At 74.8% G+C, this 14458-nt stretch carries 10 protein-coding genes; 7 read left to right on the top strand and 3 right to left on the bottom strand.

Annotation, left to right across the window (positions count from 1 at the left end):
* Window positions 1–630, bottom strand: coding sequence for a DUF6000 family protein (locus GTY84_RS04805; protein WP_202549642.1), 630 nt, complete (start codon window positions 628–630; stop codon window positions 1–3).
* 580 nt (window positions 631–1210) lie between these two features.
* Between GTY84_RS04805 and GTY84_RS04800 the strand changes: the two genes are divergently transcribed.
* From GTY84_RS04800 to GTY84_RS04770, 7 genes are all read left to right on the top strand, one after another.
* On the top strand, window positions 1211–1495 hold the full coding sequence (locus GTY84_RS04800) for a hypothetical protein (RefSeq protein ID WP_161224833.1): 285 nt from the start codon (window positions 1211–1213) through the stop codon (window positions 1493–1495).
* Entirely contained in the window at window positions 1477–1890 is a 414-nt protein-coding gene (locus GTY84_RS04795; protein ID WP_161224832.1) for a DNA-binding protein, read from the top strand. The genes GTY84_RS04800 and GTY84_RS04795 overlap by 19 nt, the downstream gene beginning before the upstream one ends.
* Window positions 1891–2288: 398 nt before the next feature.
* On the top strand, window positions 2289–6473 hold the full coding sequence (locus tag GTY84_RS32865) for an ATP-binding protein (protein ID WP_202549632.1): 4185 nt from the start codon (window positions 2289–2291) through the stop codon (window positions 6471–6473).
* A gap of 198 nt (window positions 6474–6671) precedes the next feature.
* Window positions 6672–7286: a ScbR family autoregulator-binding transcription factor gene (locus GTY84_RS04785; RefSeq protein ID WP_265295314.1), complete on the top strand. Its 615-nt coding sequence runs from the start codon at window positions 6672–6674 to the stop codon at window positions 7284–7286.
* A 1078-nt stretch (window positions 7287–8364) separates the two neighbouring features.
* Entirely contained in the window at window positions 8365–9135 is a 771-nt protein-coding gene (locus tag GTY84_RS04780; protein ID WP_265295341.1) for a glucose 1-dehydrogenase, read from the top strand.
* A gap of 83 nt (window positions 9136–9218) precedes the next feature.
* Window positions 9219–10058 carry a BTAD domain-containing putative transcriptional regulator gene (locus GTY84_RS04775; protein ID WP_345943344.1) on the top strand — a complete coding sequence of 280 codons (840 nt, stop codon included), beginning with the start codon at window positions 9219–9221 and terminating at the stop codon, window positions 10056–10058.
* A gap of 473 nt (window positions 10059–10531) precedes the next feature.
* Window positions 10532–12460, top strand: a complete 1929-nt coding sequence (locus GTY84_RS04770) for a helix-turn-helix domain-containing protein (RefSeq protein ID WP_345943343.1) — start codon at window positions 10532–10534, stop codon at window positions 12458–12460.
* A 185-nt stretch (window positions 12461–12645) separates the two neighbouring features.
* Here GTY84_RS04770 and GTY84_RS04765 read toward each other — a convergent pair whose 3' ends face one another.
* Both GTY84_RS04765 and GTY84_RS04760 read right to left on the bottom strand, forming a co-directional pair.
* Window positions 12646–13803 carry a transposase gene (locus tag GTY84_RS04765; RefSeq protein ID WP_265295311.1) on the bottom strand — a complete coding sequence of 386 codons (1158 nt, stop codon included), beginning with the start codon at window positions 13801–13803 and terminating at the stop codon, window positions 12646–12648.
* A gap of 307 nt (window positions 13804–14110) precedes the next feature.
* On the bottom strand, window positions 14111–14458 hold a 348-nt coding region (locus tag GTY84_RS04760; RefSeq protein WP_161224829.1), incomplete at its 5' end, for a chorismate synthase.

Here is a 14458-nt window from a genome sequence, read left to right as displayed (position 1 = left end):
CTATGGCCGGGACCAATCGTTGGCGAACTCGCACTGGACGTCCGCCCAGCGGCGCTGTTCGGTGGGGATGTAGCTGGGGTATCCGAGGCGTCCCACGCCCTTGACCCACTGGTCCCAGAGGCCGTCGGGCTCTGTGAAGCGGTCGGAGTGGTGGGTGCCGAGGACGGCGTCGAGGCGGAGGAGGGCGCCGAGGGCGGCGGGCTGGTCGTAGTGGAGGTCGGTGCGGGGGAGGTAGTGGTCGAGGTAGGCGGCGAGGATCTCGGCGTCGGCGTGGGTGCCGAAGCGGGCCAGGGCGAAGCAGTAGGCGCTGCCGGAGTAGCAGACCTCGCTGGCCAGGAGCAGGGCGCCGATGCGTGCCCGGAACCGTTCGCGGCGGTCGACGCCGATCAGCCAGGCTGCGGTGAGACGCGAGCGCCATTCGTACCCGAGGAGGGCTTCCAGTTCCTCGTCGGTGATCGCGGCGGCGTCATTCAGCAGGTGCAGGGTGAAGCGGGTGGTGTGCCACCACCGGAGGCCGAGGAACCGCCCGCCGTTCAGTACGAGACAGCGCGGGAGGCCCCCGTACGTCCTCGTCACGTAGCTCTCGACCACATGGCCGTAGCCGACCTCCGCGGGGTGCCGGGACGGCATCGGTCACCTCTCCGGGTACAGGTCGGTACGGTCGATCCAAGTGGGGGCGACGAAGATGTTGTCGCTGACGGGAGCTTCGGAGGCTTCCAGCGGGGATCGCCCACCTCCTCGAAGACCTCGATGGCGGTCAGCTGACCGAAGCCGCCGAGGGAAGGCAGGCCGTTGATGACGGCGGGTATGGCGTCGGCGCCGATCCGGATCAGCTCCGCGCGGGCGTCGCAGGAAGCCCCAGGTCAGAGCCCTGGATGAGGCTCCGTCGCAGGTCAGAATCAGTACGCAGACATTCCGCTTCAATGTGTAGCGGCTGACCTGGCACCACGTCGCTGATCTGGTAAACACGCAGGTCAGATAGGGTCCAACTCTTCAGGGTCGGGCCCTTTGCGTCTTCCGTGCTGGGATGGTGCTGGGATAGCTGACCCTCGTCACCTGTCATCACCCCTGCTCATCCCTGCCGTGCTGGGATCGTGCTGGGATGGGATGGGGGTGCCCGTGCTGAGATTTGCGTGGGCGGGGCACTGACCGAGCTGTGAAGGCAGTGCGGACGTGGCGCTTTTCCTACTCGTTTGACACAATCGGGGGCATGGCTGAGGCGACGTACGGCATCGGGGAAGGGCCGGCGACGCGGGTGAGCTTGTCGCTGCCGGAGGGGACCGCGGAGGCGATCCGGGCTCGGGTGGGCAAGCGGGAGTTCTCCGCGTTCATTGCCGAGGCGGTCGAGCGTGAGCTGCGCGGGCAGGTCCTGGACGAGTACCTGGCGGACTACGAGAGCCGCAAGGGGCCGGTCTCGGAGCAGGCTCGTCAGCGGGCGCGGCAGGTCTTCGACGAGGTGTTCGCCGAGGAGGCCGAGTGGCCCGCCGCAGGCTGAGTCACGAGGGGGCGCTGGTCCTCGACAGCGAGGGACTCTCGAAGCTGCTCGCTGACGAGGAACAGGTGGTGGCTCTGATCGCTGAGGCGCGCTCGCGTGGCATGGAGGTTGTGATCAGTGCGCTCAGCATCATCGAGGCCGTCCATGCCCGTACGAACAAGTCACGCCTGAACTGGGTGCTTTCCGGGCTGCGGGTCGTCCCGGTCGGTGACGAGGAGGCGAGGGCTGCCTCGAAGTTGCTGATGAATGCCGGGTTGCACGGACACAAGTACGCGATCGATGCAGCCGTCGCCGAGGCCGCGCTGCGACAGCGCCGCCCCGTGGTCATGCTGACTTCCGATATTGACGACATGGCCAAGCTGTGCGGCGAGCGGGTCCGGCTCGTGGCGGTGTGATCTCCCATGGTCCGGCTCAGTAGGAGCGGGGTCCGTAGGGGCTTCAGTGGCCGAGGAAGGGCTTGAGGTCGTCGCCGCTGGGTTTCGGCGGCGTGGGCAGTTTCGGCGCTGAGGCCGATTCGGCGAGGTTTTGTAGGTGCGCGTCCGCGACGGACTCGGGGACCTTCTGCTGTCACCGGCCGTGGGGTTCCCGGACCTCGACGTGGTCTGTGTCCGCTCAACCGAGGCTCCGCAGTGACCGGGAGGGGGCCATCAGCCTCCCCCCGGTCGCGTCTCCGCGGGCCGCGTATCCACCGGCCATGCCCCGGCCGACGCGTCCCAACCAGTCGGCGCACAACCGCTGTTGGTCCCCCTCGCCTCTGTTACCGTGCCTGCGGTCGGCGATCTCAGGGGGGCGGATGGGGGCGGTCCGGCGGGTGGCGGCCGAGCGGCGGCGGCAGGCGCGGGTGCTGCGCTTCTGGCGTGCCGTCGAGTACTTCAGCCCGCCGAAGGTCGACCCGGTGAATCCGCGCAAGAACCTCTTCGCCGTCGGCGCGGACCGTCCGCTGCCGTGGGAGCCCGGTTCCCCCCTCGGCCGGGTCCGGTCCCGGCCGGGGCTTGTGTGGCAGCACACCGTCTACGCCGGGATCTTCGGGGTCGACAAGGTGCGGGACGTCCTGCTGGAGGCGTTCCGGGCCCCGGAGTCCGAGCGGGACCTCGACGGCCGGACCGGCGGGGACAGCGCCGTGCTGTGCTTCACCGTGAACCAGGACGGCATGCTCATCAAGGACAGCGCCACCCTGTCCTCCTGCGCCTGGGCCGTCGGGCGGACCCTCGCACCCGGACCCGGCGACGACGAGTGGCTGACCGGCTTCGACGAGTGCGGCGCGCTCCTGCTGCGACGGCTGCTGGACCTCGGCGACGGGAAGGTCGGCGTCGACCGGCGGCCCGCGCCCGCCGGGACGGCGGGGACGGGGGCCGGCCCCGGTGCGGCGGGGGAGGGGCTCGGTCCGGTCGCTGGGCTGATGTCCCGTCTCGTCGTCAGCGCGGCGAAGGGCGGGCTCGGCGTGGCGGCCGGTGCGGTGGGCGCCGGGCTGGGCCCCGTGGCGGGGCCGATGGCCGCCACGGCGATCGAGGAGGTCGGCGGTGAACTGATCGACTCCGCCGCAGCCCGGCTCACCGCCCGTACCCCGGGCGGCGGCGCGGCCCCCGGCCGCACCCCGGCCGACGGCACGTCCTTCGACCGCGCCCGGGCCGACGACACGGCCCCCGGCCCGGGGCCGGACGACGGCGGGGCCCGGCCGGACGGCGGCGGAGCGCCCGAGGAGGGGGCGGAGCCGGAGGGGTCCCCGCCCGAGGTGGGCACCAAGGTCCTGGACGTCTTCGACCTGGCGGCCATCACCCGCTGGACGGCCGAGCAGCTCGGCATCGCCGGGGCGCTCACGCCCGACGCGATCCGGATCAAGAGCTATCAGGTCTCCGCCCGGAACGCGGACGAGACCGGCGGCGACGTCTTCCTCAACAGCTTCTACGCCGACGACCTGGAACGGATCGCCGGTGTCGTGGAGAGCGGCGGGGCCGGTACCGCCCTGCTGGACTACCTGCGCTCCGAGGACGGACTCGACGTGGGGGAACGCCTCGACGTGCGGCGCCGGCCCGAGGCCGTGCTGGAGGGCGTCCGGCCGTCGGACATGCCGCTGGGCCGCTGGCCGGCGGACACCGACAAGCCACTGGTGCTCAGCCAGCAGTTCGCCGTCAACCGCATCCTGGCGGATCTCGGGCAGGACGGCGGCCTCTACGCCGTCAACGGGCCGCCCGGGACGGGCAAGACGACCATGCTGCGCGATCTGATCGCGGCCCTGGTGGTCCAGCGGGCCGAGCGGCTGGCGGAGCTGAGGCGCCCCGAGGACGCCTTCGCCGCGAAGCCGCACACCTGGCGCACCGAGGAGACCGCGGGCAAGACCTACCCGCGCACCATCCACCCCCTGATCCCCGAACTCACCGGCTTCGAGATCGTGATCGCCTCGTCCAACAACGGGGCGGTGGAGAACGTCGCCCTGGAGGTCCCGGGCGCGCACGCGATCGGCGGCGCCTGGCGGGGACGCGCCGACTACCTCGCCGGTCCGGCCAGCCTGGCACTGGGGGAGGACGCCTGGGGCGCGATCGCCGCGCGCCTGGGACGGCGCGGCAACCGTTCGGACTTCGTGCAGCGCTTCTGGTGGGGCGAGCGGCCCAAGGGCGGCGGCGGTGCGCAGCCGGAGGCGGGCTCGGACGGCCCGCTCCTGGGACTCCACCAGCTCCTGCGGATGCAGGGCGACCATCTGTCCGCCGCCTCGCGGACCGCCGGGAGCACAGGCCCCGGCGCCCCGGGTCCGAGCGCCAGGATCCCCGGCGCCAGGGCTTCCGGCACCGGTGCTTCCGGTGCCAGGGCTTCCGGTACCAGGGCCCGCGGCGCCGGGCGGCCGGGCGCCGGGTCCTCCGCGGCCACGCCCCCCGGCACGACGGCCCCCGACAGAACCACGCCCCCCGGCAGCGGGAGGCCCGCCACCGGATCCCCCGGCACGGCGCCCTCCGGCACCGCCGCCGCCCCCGGTGCCGGGGAGGCGCCCCCGCTGGGCAGCGGGACCTGGAGGCAGGCGGTCCGGCGCTTCACCCGGGCCCGCGAGCGGGTGCGGGCGCTGGCCGGGGAGCGGCAGGAGATCGCGGACCTCCGCGACCGGCTCGCCGGCCCCGATCCCCGCCTGGACGAGCTGCTGGCCCGGGAGGCCGCGACCCGTGACGCGGTGCTCCTCCTCCAGCGGGAGCAGCACCGAACGGAGGCCGAACTCGCCGGGCTGCGCGACGAGCACGCCCGGTGCCAGGAGGCCCTGGCCGCCGAGCGCGCCCGGCTCGACGGGGCCGAGGCCGCTGTCCGCGGCGGCGAGGAGGAGGTCAGGTCGGCGGAGTGGGTGCTCCGTGCCCACGACGCGGCCCGCCCCGGCCTGTTCGGGAGACTGTTCGCACGCGAGGCGGCGGGGCGCTGGGAGACCGGGCGGCTCTCCCTGAGCACGGACGTGGAGGCCGCGCGCGCCCGCCTCACCGGCCTGCGGTCCTCCCGGGAGGCACGGCACGCCGCCCTGGGCGCCGCGCGCGGCGAACTGGAGCGGGCGCTGGACGCCCTCGAACGCGTCCGGGGCCGGCTGGCCGACGGCGAGCGGGCCCGCGCGCGCCGGGCCGCGGCCGTCACCGAGGCCGGACGGCAGGTGGACCTGCGGCGCCACGAGGCGGAGGCCGAGCGGCACCGGCTGGCCGCCGCCCGGGAGCGGTGGGGCGACCGCGTGCCGGGAGCCGAGTGGCTGGCGGAGCCCGACGACCGCCCGGCGATGGAGGTGCGCGAGCAGTCGGCGCCCTGGATGGACGACGAGTTCGCCGGGGCGCGCTCGGAACTCTTCCTCGCCGCCCTGGACCTGCACCGCGCGCTGCTGGCCACCGCGCCCGACCGCATGCGCCGGAGCCTGCAGGCCGTGATGGAGGTGGTCAAGGGCCAGGTCCCGGCCGATCTGGACGACGAAACCGTGCTGGCCGCCTGGCAGTTGCTGTTCCTGGTCGTCCCGGCGGTCTCGACGACCTTCGCGTCGATGGGCCGGATGTTCTCCCGGCTGGGCGGCGAGGCCCTGGGCTGGCTGTTCGTCGACGAGGCGGGCCAGGCCGCGCCGCAGGAGGTCGTGGGCGCCCTGTGGCGGGCCCGGCGCGCCGTCGTCGTCGGCGATCCGCTGCAGCTCGAACCCGTGGTCACCCTGCCCTGGACCGGCCAGCGGCGCCTCGCGGGGCACTTCGGGGTGGACCGGCTCTGGGCCCCCGCCGCCGCCTCCGTGCAGTCCCTCGCCGACCGCGTCACCCCGTACGGGACCTGGCTGGAGGACCAGGAGGGCGAGGAGATCTGGCTCGGCTCGCCGCTGCGGGTGCACCGCCGCTGCGACCGGCTGATGTTCGACGTCAGCAACCGGATCGCCTACGACGGGATGATGGTCTACGGGGTGCACCGGGACCAGGACGACTTCCCGCTCGCGCAGCGCAGCGTGTGGTGGGACGTCCCCGCCCTGCCCGGCGAGGAGAAGTGGAACCCCGGCGAGGGGAGGGCCCTGGAGGCCACCCTCGACCGGATCCGCGCCCGCGTGGACGAGGCGCTCCGGCGGGAGCGCCCGCCCACCGGGGAGCCGCTTCCCGGGGCCGCCCCCGGGGAACTCCCGGAGGACGATCCCGGCCACGCCGCGGCGCTGGACCGCCGACTGAACGACGCCGTCTTCGTCATCAGCCCGTTCCGCGACGTGGTCCACGGCCTCGGCCGGGTCGTCGGCGGCACGCTCGCCGCCAGGCGCTACGGCACGGTCCACACCACGCAGGGCAAGGAGGCGGACATCGTGATCCTCGTCCTGGGCACCGGCGCCGGACAGGTGGGGTCGCGGAACTGGGCCGCCCAGAAGCCCAATCTCCTCAACGTCGCCGTCACCCGGGCCCGTCGGCGCCTCATCGTCATCGGCGACTTCGACGTCTGGTCGAAGCACCGCTACTTCGGCGATCTGGCGCGGCACGAGCTGATCCAGAGGTGGTCGCCGGAGCGCTGAGGCCGGGGCGCCGGGGGCGGGGCGTCTTCCGGCCGCGCGGGGCGGGGAAGGCGCGCGGGTCCCGCTCCCCCGCGGGGGCCGTTGTGTAGCGTGGGTGATTCTGAGTTCTTTCGCGGTTCTTTCGTACGGTGAACAGACGATGAGCTCTCTCTCGTCGGAGGGGTTCCGAGCCCAGGGGGCAGTGTGGCGGTACGGACCGTGAAACAGGAGAGGGCGGCGCGGACGCGGGACGCGGTGCTGCGCGCGGCGGCGGAGGTGTTCGCGGAGTGCGGCTACGCCGGGGCCAGCGTGGCCCGGATCGCCGAGCACGCGGGACTGACGCTGGGCGCCGTGTACTTCCACTTCAAGTCCAAGGGGGACCTGGCGCGGGTGATCGCCGCCGGGCAGCCCGACCTCGTCGTACCGGCCTGCCCCTCCGAGGGGTTGCAGCGGGTGATCGACGTGACCCTCACCTGGGCACGGCAGTTGGCGGACGATCCCATCCTGCTCGCCGGGGCGCGGCTGATGATGGAGCAGGAGAACTTCGTCCCGCACGAGCAGAACTCGCACGACCAGTGGCTGGGCATCGTGCTCGCCGACCTCAGGATCGCCCGGGACCGGGGGGAGGTGCGGGAGGAGGCGGATCTGGAGGCGTTCGCCCGGCTCGTCGTCAGCGCCTGCACCGGTGCGCAGATGCACACCCGACTGGAGTCCGCCCACCGCGACCTCGCCAACCGGATCGCCCAGATGTGGCGGTGCCTGCTGCCGGCGATCGCCACCCCCGAGGCCGCCGCGCGGATCGTGGTGGGGGAGGAGCGCGGGGCGGCCCGGTGAGCGGGCGGAGCGGAGGCCGGGGTCCCGCGGCCACGGGGTGTCCGCGCGCCCGGGGCCGGGCCCGGGAACGGCAGGTGCGGGTGTCCGTCGCGGGGCGGTCCCGATGCCGGGGGCGGTGCCCGTGACGGGTGCTTCCCCGCCGGGATGCGGTGCAGGGCCCGCGAGCCCGGCGTGATCCAAACGAGAGGCCCCGGCTGACGGTTGCCGTCGTCGCCCGTGGCACGGCCGCGCGGTGTCGGGTGCGCGTGCTCCCGGCTCGCCGGCCCCGGACCTTCGTACGGGACGTACTCGGGGCCGGGGTCGGTGCGGCGGGATTGCGTCCGTGGCGTCGTGAGGCGGACGGGAGCCGCCAGACGGGCCCCGGCCCGCGGTGTCGCCACCGCGGCTTCGGCCGGCCGGGGCCGCCGTCGGCCGGGCGCGCGGGTGCCGTGAGCCCCCCGGGGCGCGCCGGCGGCCCGTCACCGGCGGCCCGGGGCACCGTGGCACGGCGCTCCGGAGGCGTCCCCCGCCCCGTCTCCGGGCATGTCCCCGGCACGGATCCGTGGGCGACCGGCACGGTTTCCGTGTGTGACGGGAAGGAGTACGGCGTGGAACTCTCGGGGAATTCCGGCCGCGGAGATGGTCACCCGCCCTCCCGGGCCCGCACGATACGGAGGAGCGGTACGACGCGGGGCGGGGCGCGGTGACCGCGCGGGGCCGCGGTACGGAGCGGTAGCGGGACGCGGTGCCGCGACGGAGCGGCGGTACGCGGAAGCGGCGCGCGACGGCGCAGGCGCGGCGGCGTGGCGGCAATGAGGCACGGCGGCGCGGGGCGGCGGCGCGGGGCGGCGGCGCGGTCCGGTCGGGCGGGCCGGGAACGTCTCCCGGGGCGCGGCGCGCGTGCGGTGGCGCGCGGGCCCGTACCGGTGGTGCGCGTGGGTGACACCGGCCGTCGGGCCGGGGCGGCCGGGATCCTCGGAGCGGTGGGGTCCGGCCCGGAGGAGAGCGGATGGTGGTCGGCCGCCGCCCGGGGCTCCGTCCGGCGGCGTCCGGACGGCCCGGCACCGCGCGGTCGCCGGGGTGAGAGGGGAACACCGTGGTGGAGTCCGGGCAGGGGCTGCTCCGGGGCAAGGTCGTGATGGTCACCGGGGCCTCCAGCGGGGTCGGGGCGGCGGCGGCCCGGCTGTTCGCCGCCGAGGGAGCGGCGGTGGCGGTGATGGCGCGGCGCGGGGACCGGCTGCGCGCGCTGGCCGCGGAGATCGGGGCCGCGGGGGGAAGCGCCCTCGTGACGCCGGGGGACGTGACGTCGCCCGGGGACGTGCGGGGTGCCGTGGCCGCGGCGGTCACGGAATACGGGCGGCTCGACGGGGCGTTCAACAACGCGGGTTGGGGCAGTTTCGGGGCGTCGCTCCACGAGACGGACGACGCCGTCTTCGAGCGGATCATGGACGTGAACGTACGGGGCGTGTGGAACTGCCTCAAGGCCCAGATCCCCGTCATGCTGCGGCAGGGCGGCGGCGCGATCGTCAACACGTCCAGTACGGCGGGGTCGTTCGCCACCGGTGCCGTCGCCCCCTACGTGGCGGCCAAGCACGCGGTCCTCGGGCTGACCCGGGCGGCGGCGGCCGAGTACGGCGAGCGGGGCATCCGGGTCAACGCGCTGATGGTCGGCATCACCCGAACCGAACTGGTGGAGGAGGCGATGGAGGGGAACCCGGGGCTGGAGGAGGCCGCCTCGGCACGGGCCATCCAGCGCCGTCTCGCCGATCCGGAGGAGGTGGCCCGGGCGGCGCTCTGGCTCTGCAGCGACCAGGCCTCGTTCGTCACCGGGGCCGCGATGCCCGTGGACGGGGGATGCAGCGCCGTGTGAATGCCAACAGCCCCGTGTGGATGGTGTGTTGGGCGGAGAATTCTGGAAGAAAAAAAATCATTATGTTATTCTTCCGGCGGTCGGTGCCGGATGAGACGGTGGAGGGCGACGGAATGGATCTGAGGGTGCTCGGAGGCATGACGGCGCACGAGGGAGGGCTGCCCGTCTCGCCGTCGGCGGCGATGCCCCGGCAGGTGCTCGCCCTTCTCGCCGCGTCGGCCGACCGGATCGTCCCCACCTGCGCCATCGCCGAGGAGCTGTGGCCCCGGGGCGCCCCCTCGGACGCCGAGCGGGCGATGGAGTCCCACGTCCACCAACTCCGGTCCGACATCGGCACGGTGCTGCGCGCGGCGGGCAGTGAGCGGTCCGCCGAGGACGCCCTGGTGTGGGTGCCCGGCGGGTACCGGCTCGACACCGGCGGCGGCACCAGCGACGCCAGGTCCTTCGAGCGGATGGCCGGGGCGGGCTACCGGGCGCTGGAGTCGGGGAACCTGGAACTCGGCGGCAAGTGGCTGCGGGAGGCCCTGGGCCTGTGGACGGCGGCCCCCTTCACGGGTGTCGCCCAAGGTCCCCATCTGCGCTCCCAGTCGGCCCATCTCACGGGCTCCTGGCAGCGGGCCGTGGACCGGTGGATCGAGACGGACTTCCGGCTCGGCCGCTGGCGCGCGCTCTGCACGGACCTCGCCCGGGTCCTCACCCGGTTCCACTCGGCGGCCCCGCTCTACGCCGAGCTGAAGGCTGATCTTGAGCACTGCGGCCAGGACCCCGAGGTGATCCGGCGGTATCTGCGCCGCCGGCGCGGCGCCCCGGCGTTCAGCGCCCGCTGGGTCGTGCCCGGCGGCGAGGGCTACCGCTCGGCGCGCGGCGAGCGCCTGCGCTGCCTGTCGGCCGCCCACGGCGTTCCCCGGATGCACCGGATCTGACGCGCCGACGGGCGCGGGCGGGCGGCGGGTGCGGGGGCGGGCGGCGGTCCTCCGTCGCGCGCGGCCCTCCCCGGGGAGTCGCCCCGGGTGCCGACCGCCCCCGGTGCCCGCCGCCCGGAACGGTCCGCCCGGCACGCCCCGCCACGGCCCCCGCCGCCTCCCCCTGCCCCGGCACCGGGACCGGGCCCCGCACCACCCCGCCTCCCCCCGGCCGGCCCCCCTCCGTTCCCCTCCCTCGTTCGGCGACACGGCCGGAACCGCACCCCCGCGGGCCCGGCGGACGGCCCCTCCACCCCCTCGTACGCCCGCCGCGCATCCCGGACGGCGGTAACGGAACGCGTCCTTCCTGTCGCCCCCCGTGTGCGCCGCGGCCGAAGCCGACCCCGTCATTGGCACGAAAACGGTGCTTGACTAGCCGATCTTGCACTGTCTAGGTTCGTCGGGGGCCGCACAGCCGACGGGGGGCGGGCAGGGTGGACGACGGAGACATACATCGCCTCGACCTACTCACCGTGCTGAGACTTCTGGCCGAAGAGGCACCTCTGGAGAACTTCGAGGAACTGCTGTTACGCGCGGGACAGGAGTGCACCCCCGCCGACCAGCTCCGTCTCGAAAAGGCCGTCAGACTGGCCTACGGCATCCACAACGCCCAGGAGCGGCGCCGCCAGCGCGAGGAGGCCCTCGCCGACCTCGTCGACACCGCGCGCGACCTGACCCAGCTCCACGACCTGGGCGAACTGCTCCACATCATCACCCGGCGGGTCAAGCGGATCATCAACGCGGACCTGGCCTGCTTCGGACTGCTCAACGAGGACGGCAGCCTCAGCCTCCACGCCGCCGAGGGCGTCACCACCGCCCTCGTGCCGGGGACGCGGATGGACGGCGGGCCCGGGCACCAGGCCCTCTCCATGGGCGCCCCGCTCTGGACCGCCGACTACCTCCGCGACACCAGCGTCGACCACTGGCCCCAGGCGGACGAGTTCATCCGCGCCGAAGGAATCAAGTCCCTGCTCGCGGTGCCCCTGTTCCACGGCGACAGCACCCTGGGCGTCCTGTTCTGCGCCACCCGCAGCGTGCGGCGGCTCAGCCCCGTCGAGATCGGTCTGGTCTGCTCGCTGGCCGCCCTCGGCGCGGTGGCGATCGAACGCGCGGAGCGGCTCCAGGACGCCAGGAGCGAGGTCAGCGAACTCGAACTGGACGGATTCCGCGCCCGTACCACCCTGGCCCGGCTGGAACAGCTCGGGGACGCGCAGAGCCGCATGATGGGCCTGCTGCTGTCCGGCGCCGACCTGGACACCGTCGCCCAGGCCGCCGCCGACGCGCTGGACAGCACCCTGCAACTGCGCGACCCGGCCGGCCGGATCATCGCGGCCACCGCCGAACTGCCCGACCTGGACGACGCCGGGATCGCCCGCACCTCCTGGGAGGCGCACGCCCGACGCGCCCCCGTGGTGCACGGCGAGGACACCTGGGTCACGCCCGTCCTGGCCGGGGCGGAGAACCTGGGGTTCGTGGTCCTGCGCCCCGCCCAGGCGCTGGTGGGGGAGGACCAGCAGATGCTGCGGCTGGTCGTGCAGACCTTCGCGCTCCAACTGCTCCTCCAGCGCGGCGCGGCGGTCACCGAGGCGCCCGTGCACGACGCCCTCTTCAACGCGCTCCTCGCCCTGCCGTCCCGGGGCTCGCAGCAGGCCCGCCACCTCGAACAGCGGCTGAGCGCCGTCGGCATCGACCTCACCGAGCCGCACGTGCTGCTGGCGGTGCGGCCCGAGGGCGGGGGGTACGGCCGGGCCATCGTGTGGGCCTCCTCCCACGCCCACGGGCACGCCGGGCTCAAGACCGTCCAGGACGGCTGCATCATGCTGCTCCTGCCGGGCACCGACGCGTCGGCGGTCGCCCGGTTCGTGGGCGGCGAACTGGCGGCGGTGCTGGGCCACCCGGTCACCGTGGGCGCTGCCGGGCCCGGCGGGGACCCGGGCGACGTGGGGAGGCTGCGGGCGGAGGCGGTGCGCTGCCTGGAGGCGCTGACCGTCCTCGACGCCACCGGGAGCACCGCGTCCCTCGGCGACCTCGGCTTCATGGGGCTGCTGCTGTCCGACGCCCAGGACGTGGGCGGCTTCATCGGCAGCGCGGTGGGACCGGTGCTCGACTACGACCGCAAGAACGCCACCGGGCTCACCGAGACGCTGGAGGCGTACTTCGCGACGGGCTCCAGCCCCAGCAAGGCCGCCGAGGCACTCCACGTGCACCCCAACACCGTCTCCCGCCGCCTCGAACGGGTCACCGCGCTGCTCGGCCCCGAGTGGCAGCGGCCCGACCGGGCGCTGGACATCCAACTGGCCCTGCGCGTCCACCGGATGAGGGCCGTCCTGCGGCTCGGCTCCCCGGTCGCCGAACCCCTCTGAGCCGGAAGCGCCGACCGCCGCCGTGCTCACCGGCGCCGACCGCCTCCGGGCCCGCCGGCGTCGGCCGCCCCGGGACCCGCGACGCCCACCACCCCCGGTCACCGGCACGGGCCGCCTCCGGTCACCCCGCTCCCGCACTACGGCTCCGCGCGCCGCCCCGGGGCGGACCCGCCGTTCCGGGGGCCTCAGCCGGAGGCTCCCAGGGCCATCGCCGTGTGCGCCACGGACGCCAGCGTCATGTGCCGGTGCCAGCCGCGGAAGGAGCGGCCCACGAAGTCCCGCAGCCCCGCCCGGTCGCCGATGCGCGCGAGGTCCGCGTCCACCCGGTCGTCCAGCTTGGCCGTGCGCAGCAGCGATCCGACCGGCAGGTGCGCCATGTCGGTCACCCAGAGCCGCGACGGCGGACGGGCCGGGTTGGTCCACTCGCCCAGGAGCAGCAGGTGCCGGGGCCGGCTCCCGGCGTGGCCCGGCAGTGCCACGGGCACCGCAGCGGCCAGCGTGGTGCGCAGGGTGTTGCCCTGGGCCGCGTCCCGCCAGGCGACGGGGGTGCGCATGCCCTTGACCACCTCCAGGATCCGCTGGGCGGGCAGCGAACCGGCCCGGTAGCCCGGCAGCGCCGGGTCCGCGACGGCCACCCGGTAGGAGGGGCTGACCCGGGCGACGAAGTGCACGCCGCCGGCGGCGAGCCGGCCGGTCGCGGCGGCGACGCCGCCCCGGCGCAGGTCGATCAGGACCGGGCGGCGCGGGATGTTCCACCGCTGCGCCATCCGCTCGACGGCGGACACGGCGCACTCCTCCGTGCTCTCCGCCCCGATCCCCTCCGGCAGGTCGGCCTGGTCGCGCCGCTGCCGGTCGTTGATCCAGGGCTCCGGCAGCACCAGCCGCCAGTCGACCGGTGCGCTCAGCTCGGGCGAGGCGAGCCAGACGCCGACCGCCTGCTGCCCCCGGAAGACCTGCCCCAGGTGGGGCGCGAAGTGCTCCTCGACCCCCACCGAGTGCCGTCCCGCCTTGGGTATGTGCAGCGGGCGGGTCACCCATGCCTGCGGGGCGGTGGTGTGCTCCAGGTAGCCCGCCAGGGCGATGCGCAGCGGCAGCCAGTCCCAGGCGGAGCTGGTGATGAAGTGGTGCAGGCTCTGCTCCACGGCCGCCCCGCCCAGGTGGGCCGCGATGTTGCGGATGGACTTGCGGCCCGGGGTGGTCAGCAGCCCGCGCAGGTACTGCTCCGCGCGCAGGCGGCGGTCTCTTCGGCTCAGCAGGGAGAACAGGGCGGTGCACAGTTCGGCGACCATGTCGTCGGAGACGTCGGCACCGGCGGCGAGGGCGCGCTGGTGGGGCACTGCCACGGTGTCAGCGGAGGGGTCCGTACCGAGAAGGGAAGTGTTCACGATGCTCCAGCCAGTGGGGCGGCGCTTGTCGGTGTCTGCCGTACTCACCATGGCCGGTGGGGCCGCTCTCCCACGAGGTGCTTCGGGCACCTGATTTCGCCGCCGGGTGCACCGCCGGTCACACGGAAGGGGCCCGTGTGAACCGTTCGTGTCCGGCGAGCCGTGCGCGTGCGAACGCCGGACGCCCCCGTACGGGCGGGTGGTGCCGGGACAACCGCGGACCGGGGGCCGGAGTGGGGTCCGGCCACCCCGGTCCGCGGGGCCGTCACCGGATGCGGAGGCCGTCGACGTAGGACCGGACGTTGCGGCGGGTCTCGGTGACGCTGTCGCCGCCGAACTTCTCCGCCACCGCGTCCGCCAGGACCAGCGCCACCATCGCCTCCGCGACGATGCCCGCCGCCGGGACCGCGCACACGTCGGAGCGCTGGTGATGCGCCTGCGCCGGCTCGCCCGTCGCCACGTCCACCGTCCGCAGGGCGCGCGGCACGGTCGCGATGGGCTTCATCGCGGCCCGCACCCGGAGCGGTTCGCCGGTGGACAGGCCGCCCTCGACGCCGCCCGCGCGGGCCGTCGCCCGGCCGATGCCCTCCGGCCCCGGCACGATCTCGTCGTG

This window comes from Streptomyces sp. SID8352, assembly GCF_009862265.1.
Lineage (GTDB): Bacteria > Actinomycetota > Actinomycetes > Streptomycetales > Streptomycetaceae > Streptomyces.
This window is presented reverse-complemented; position numbering and strand designations above follow the sequence as displayed.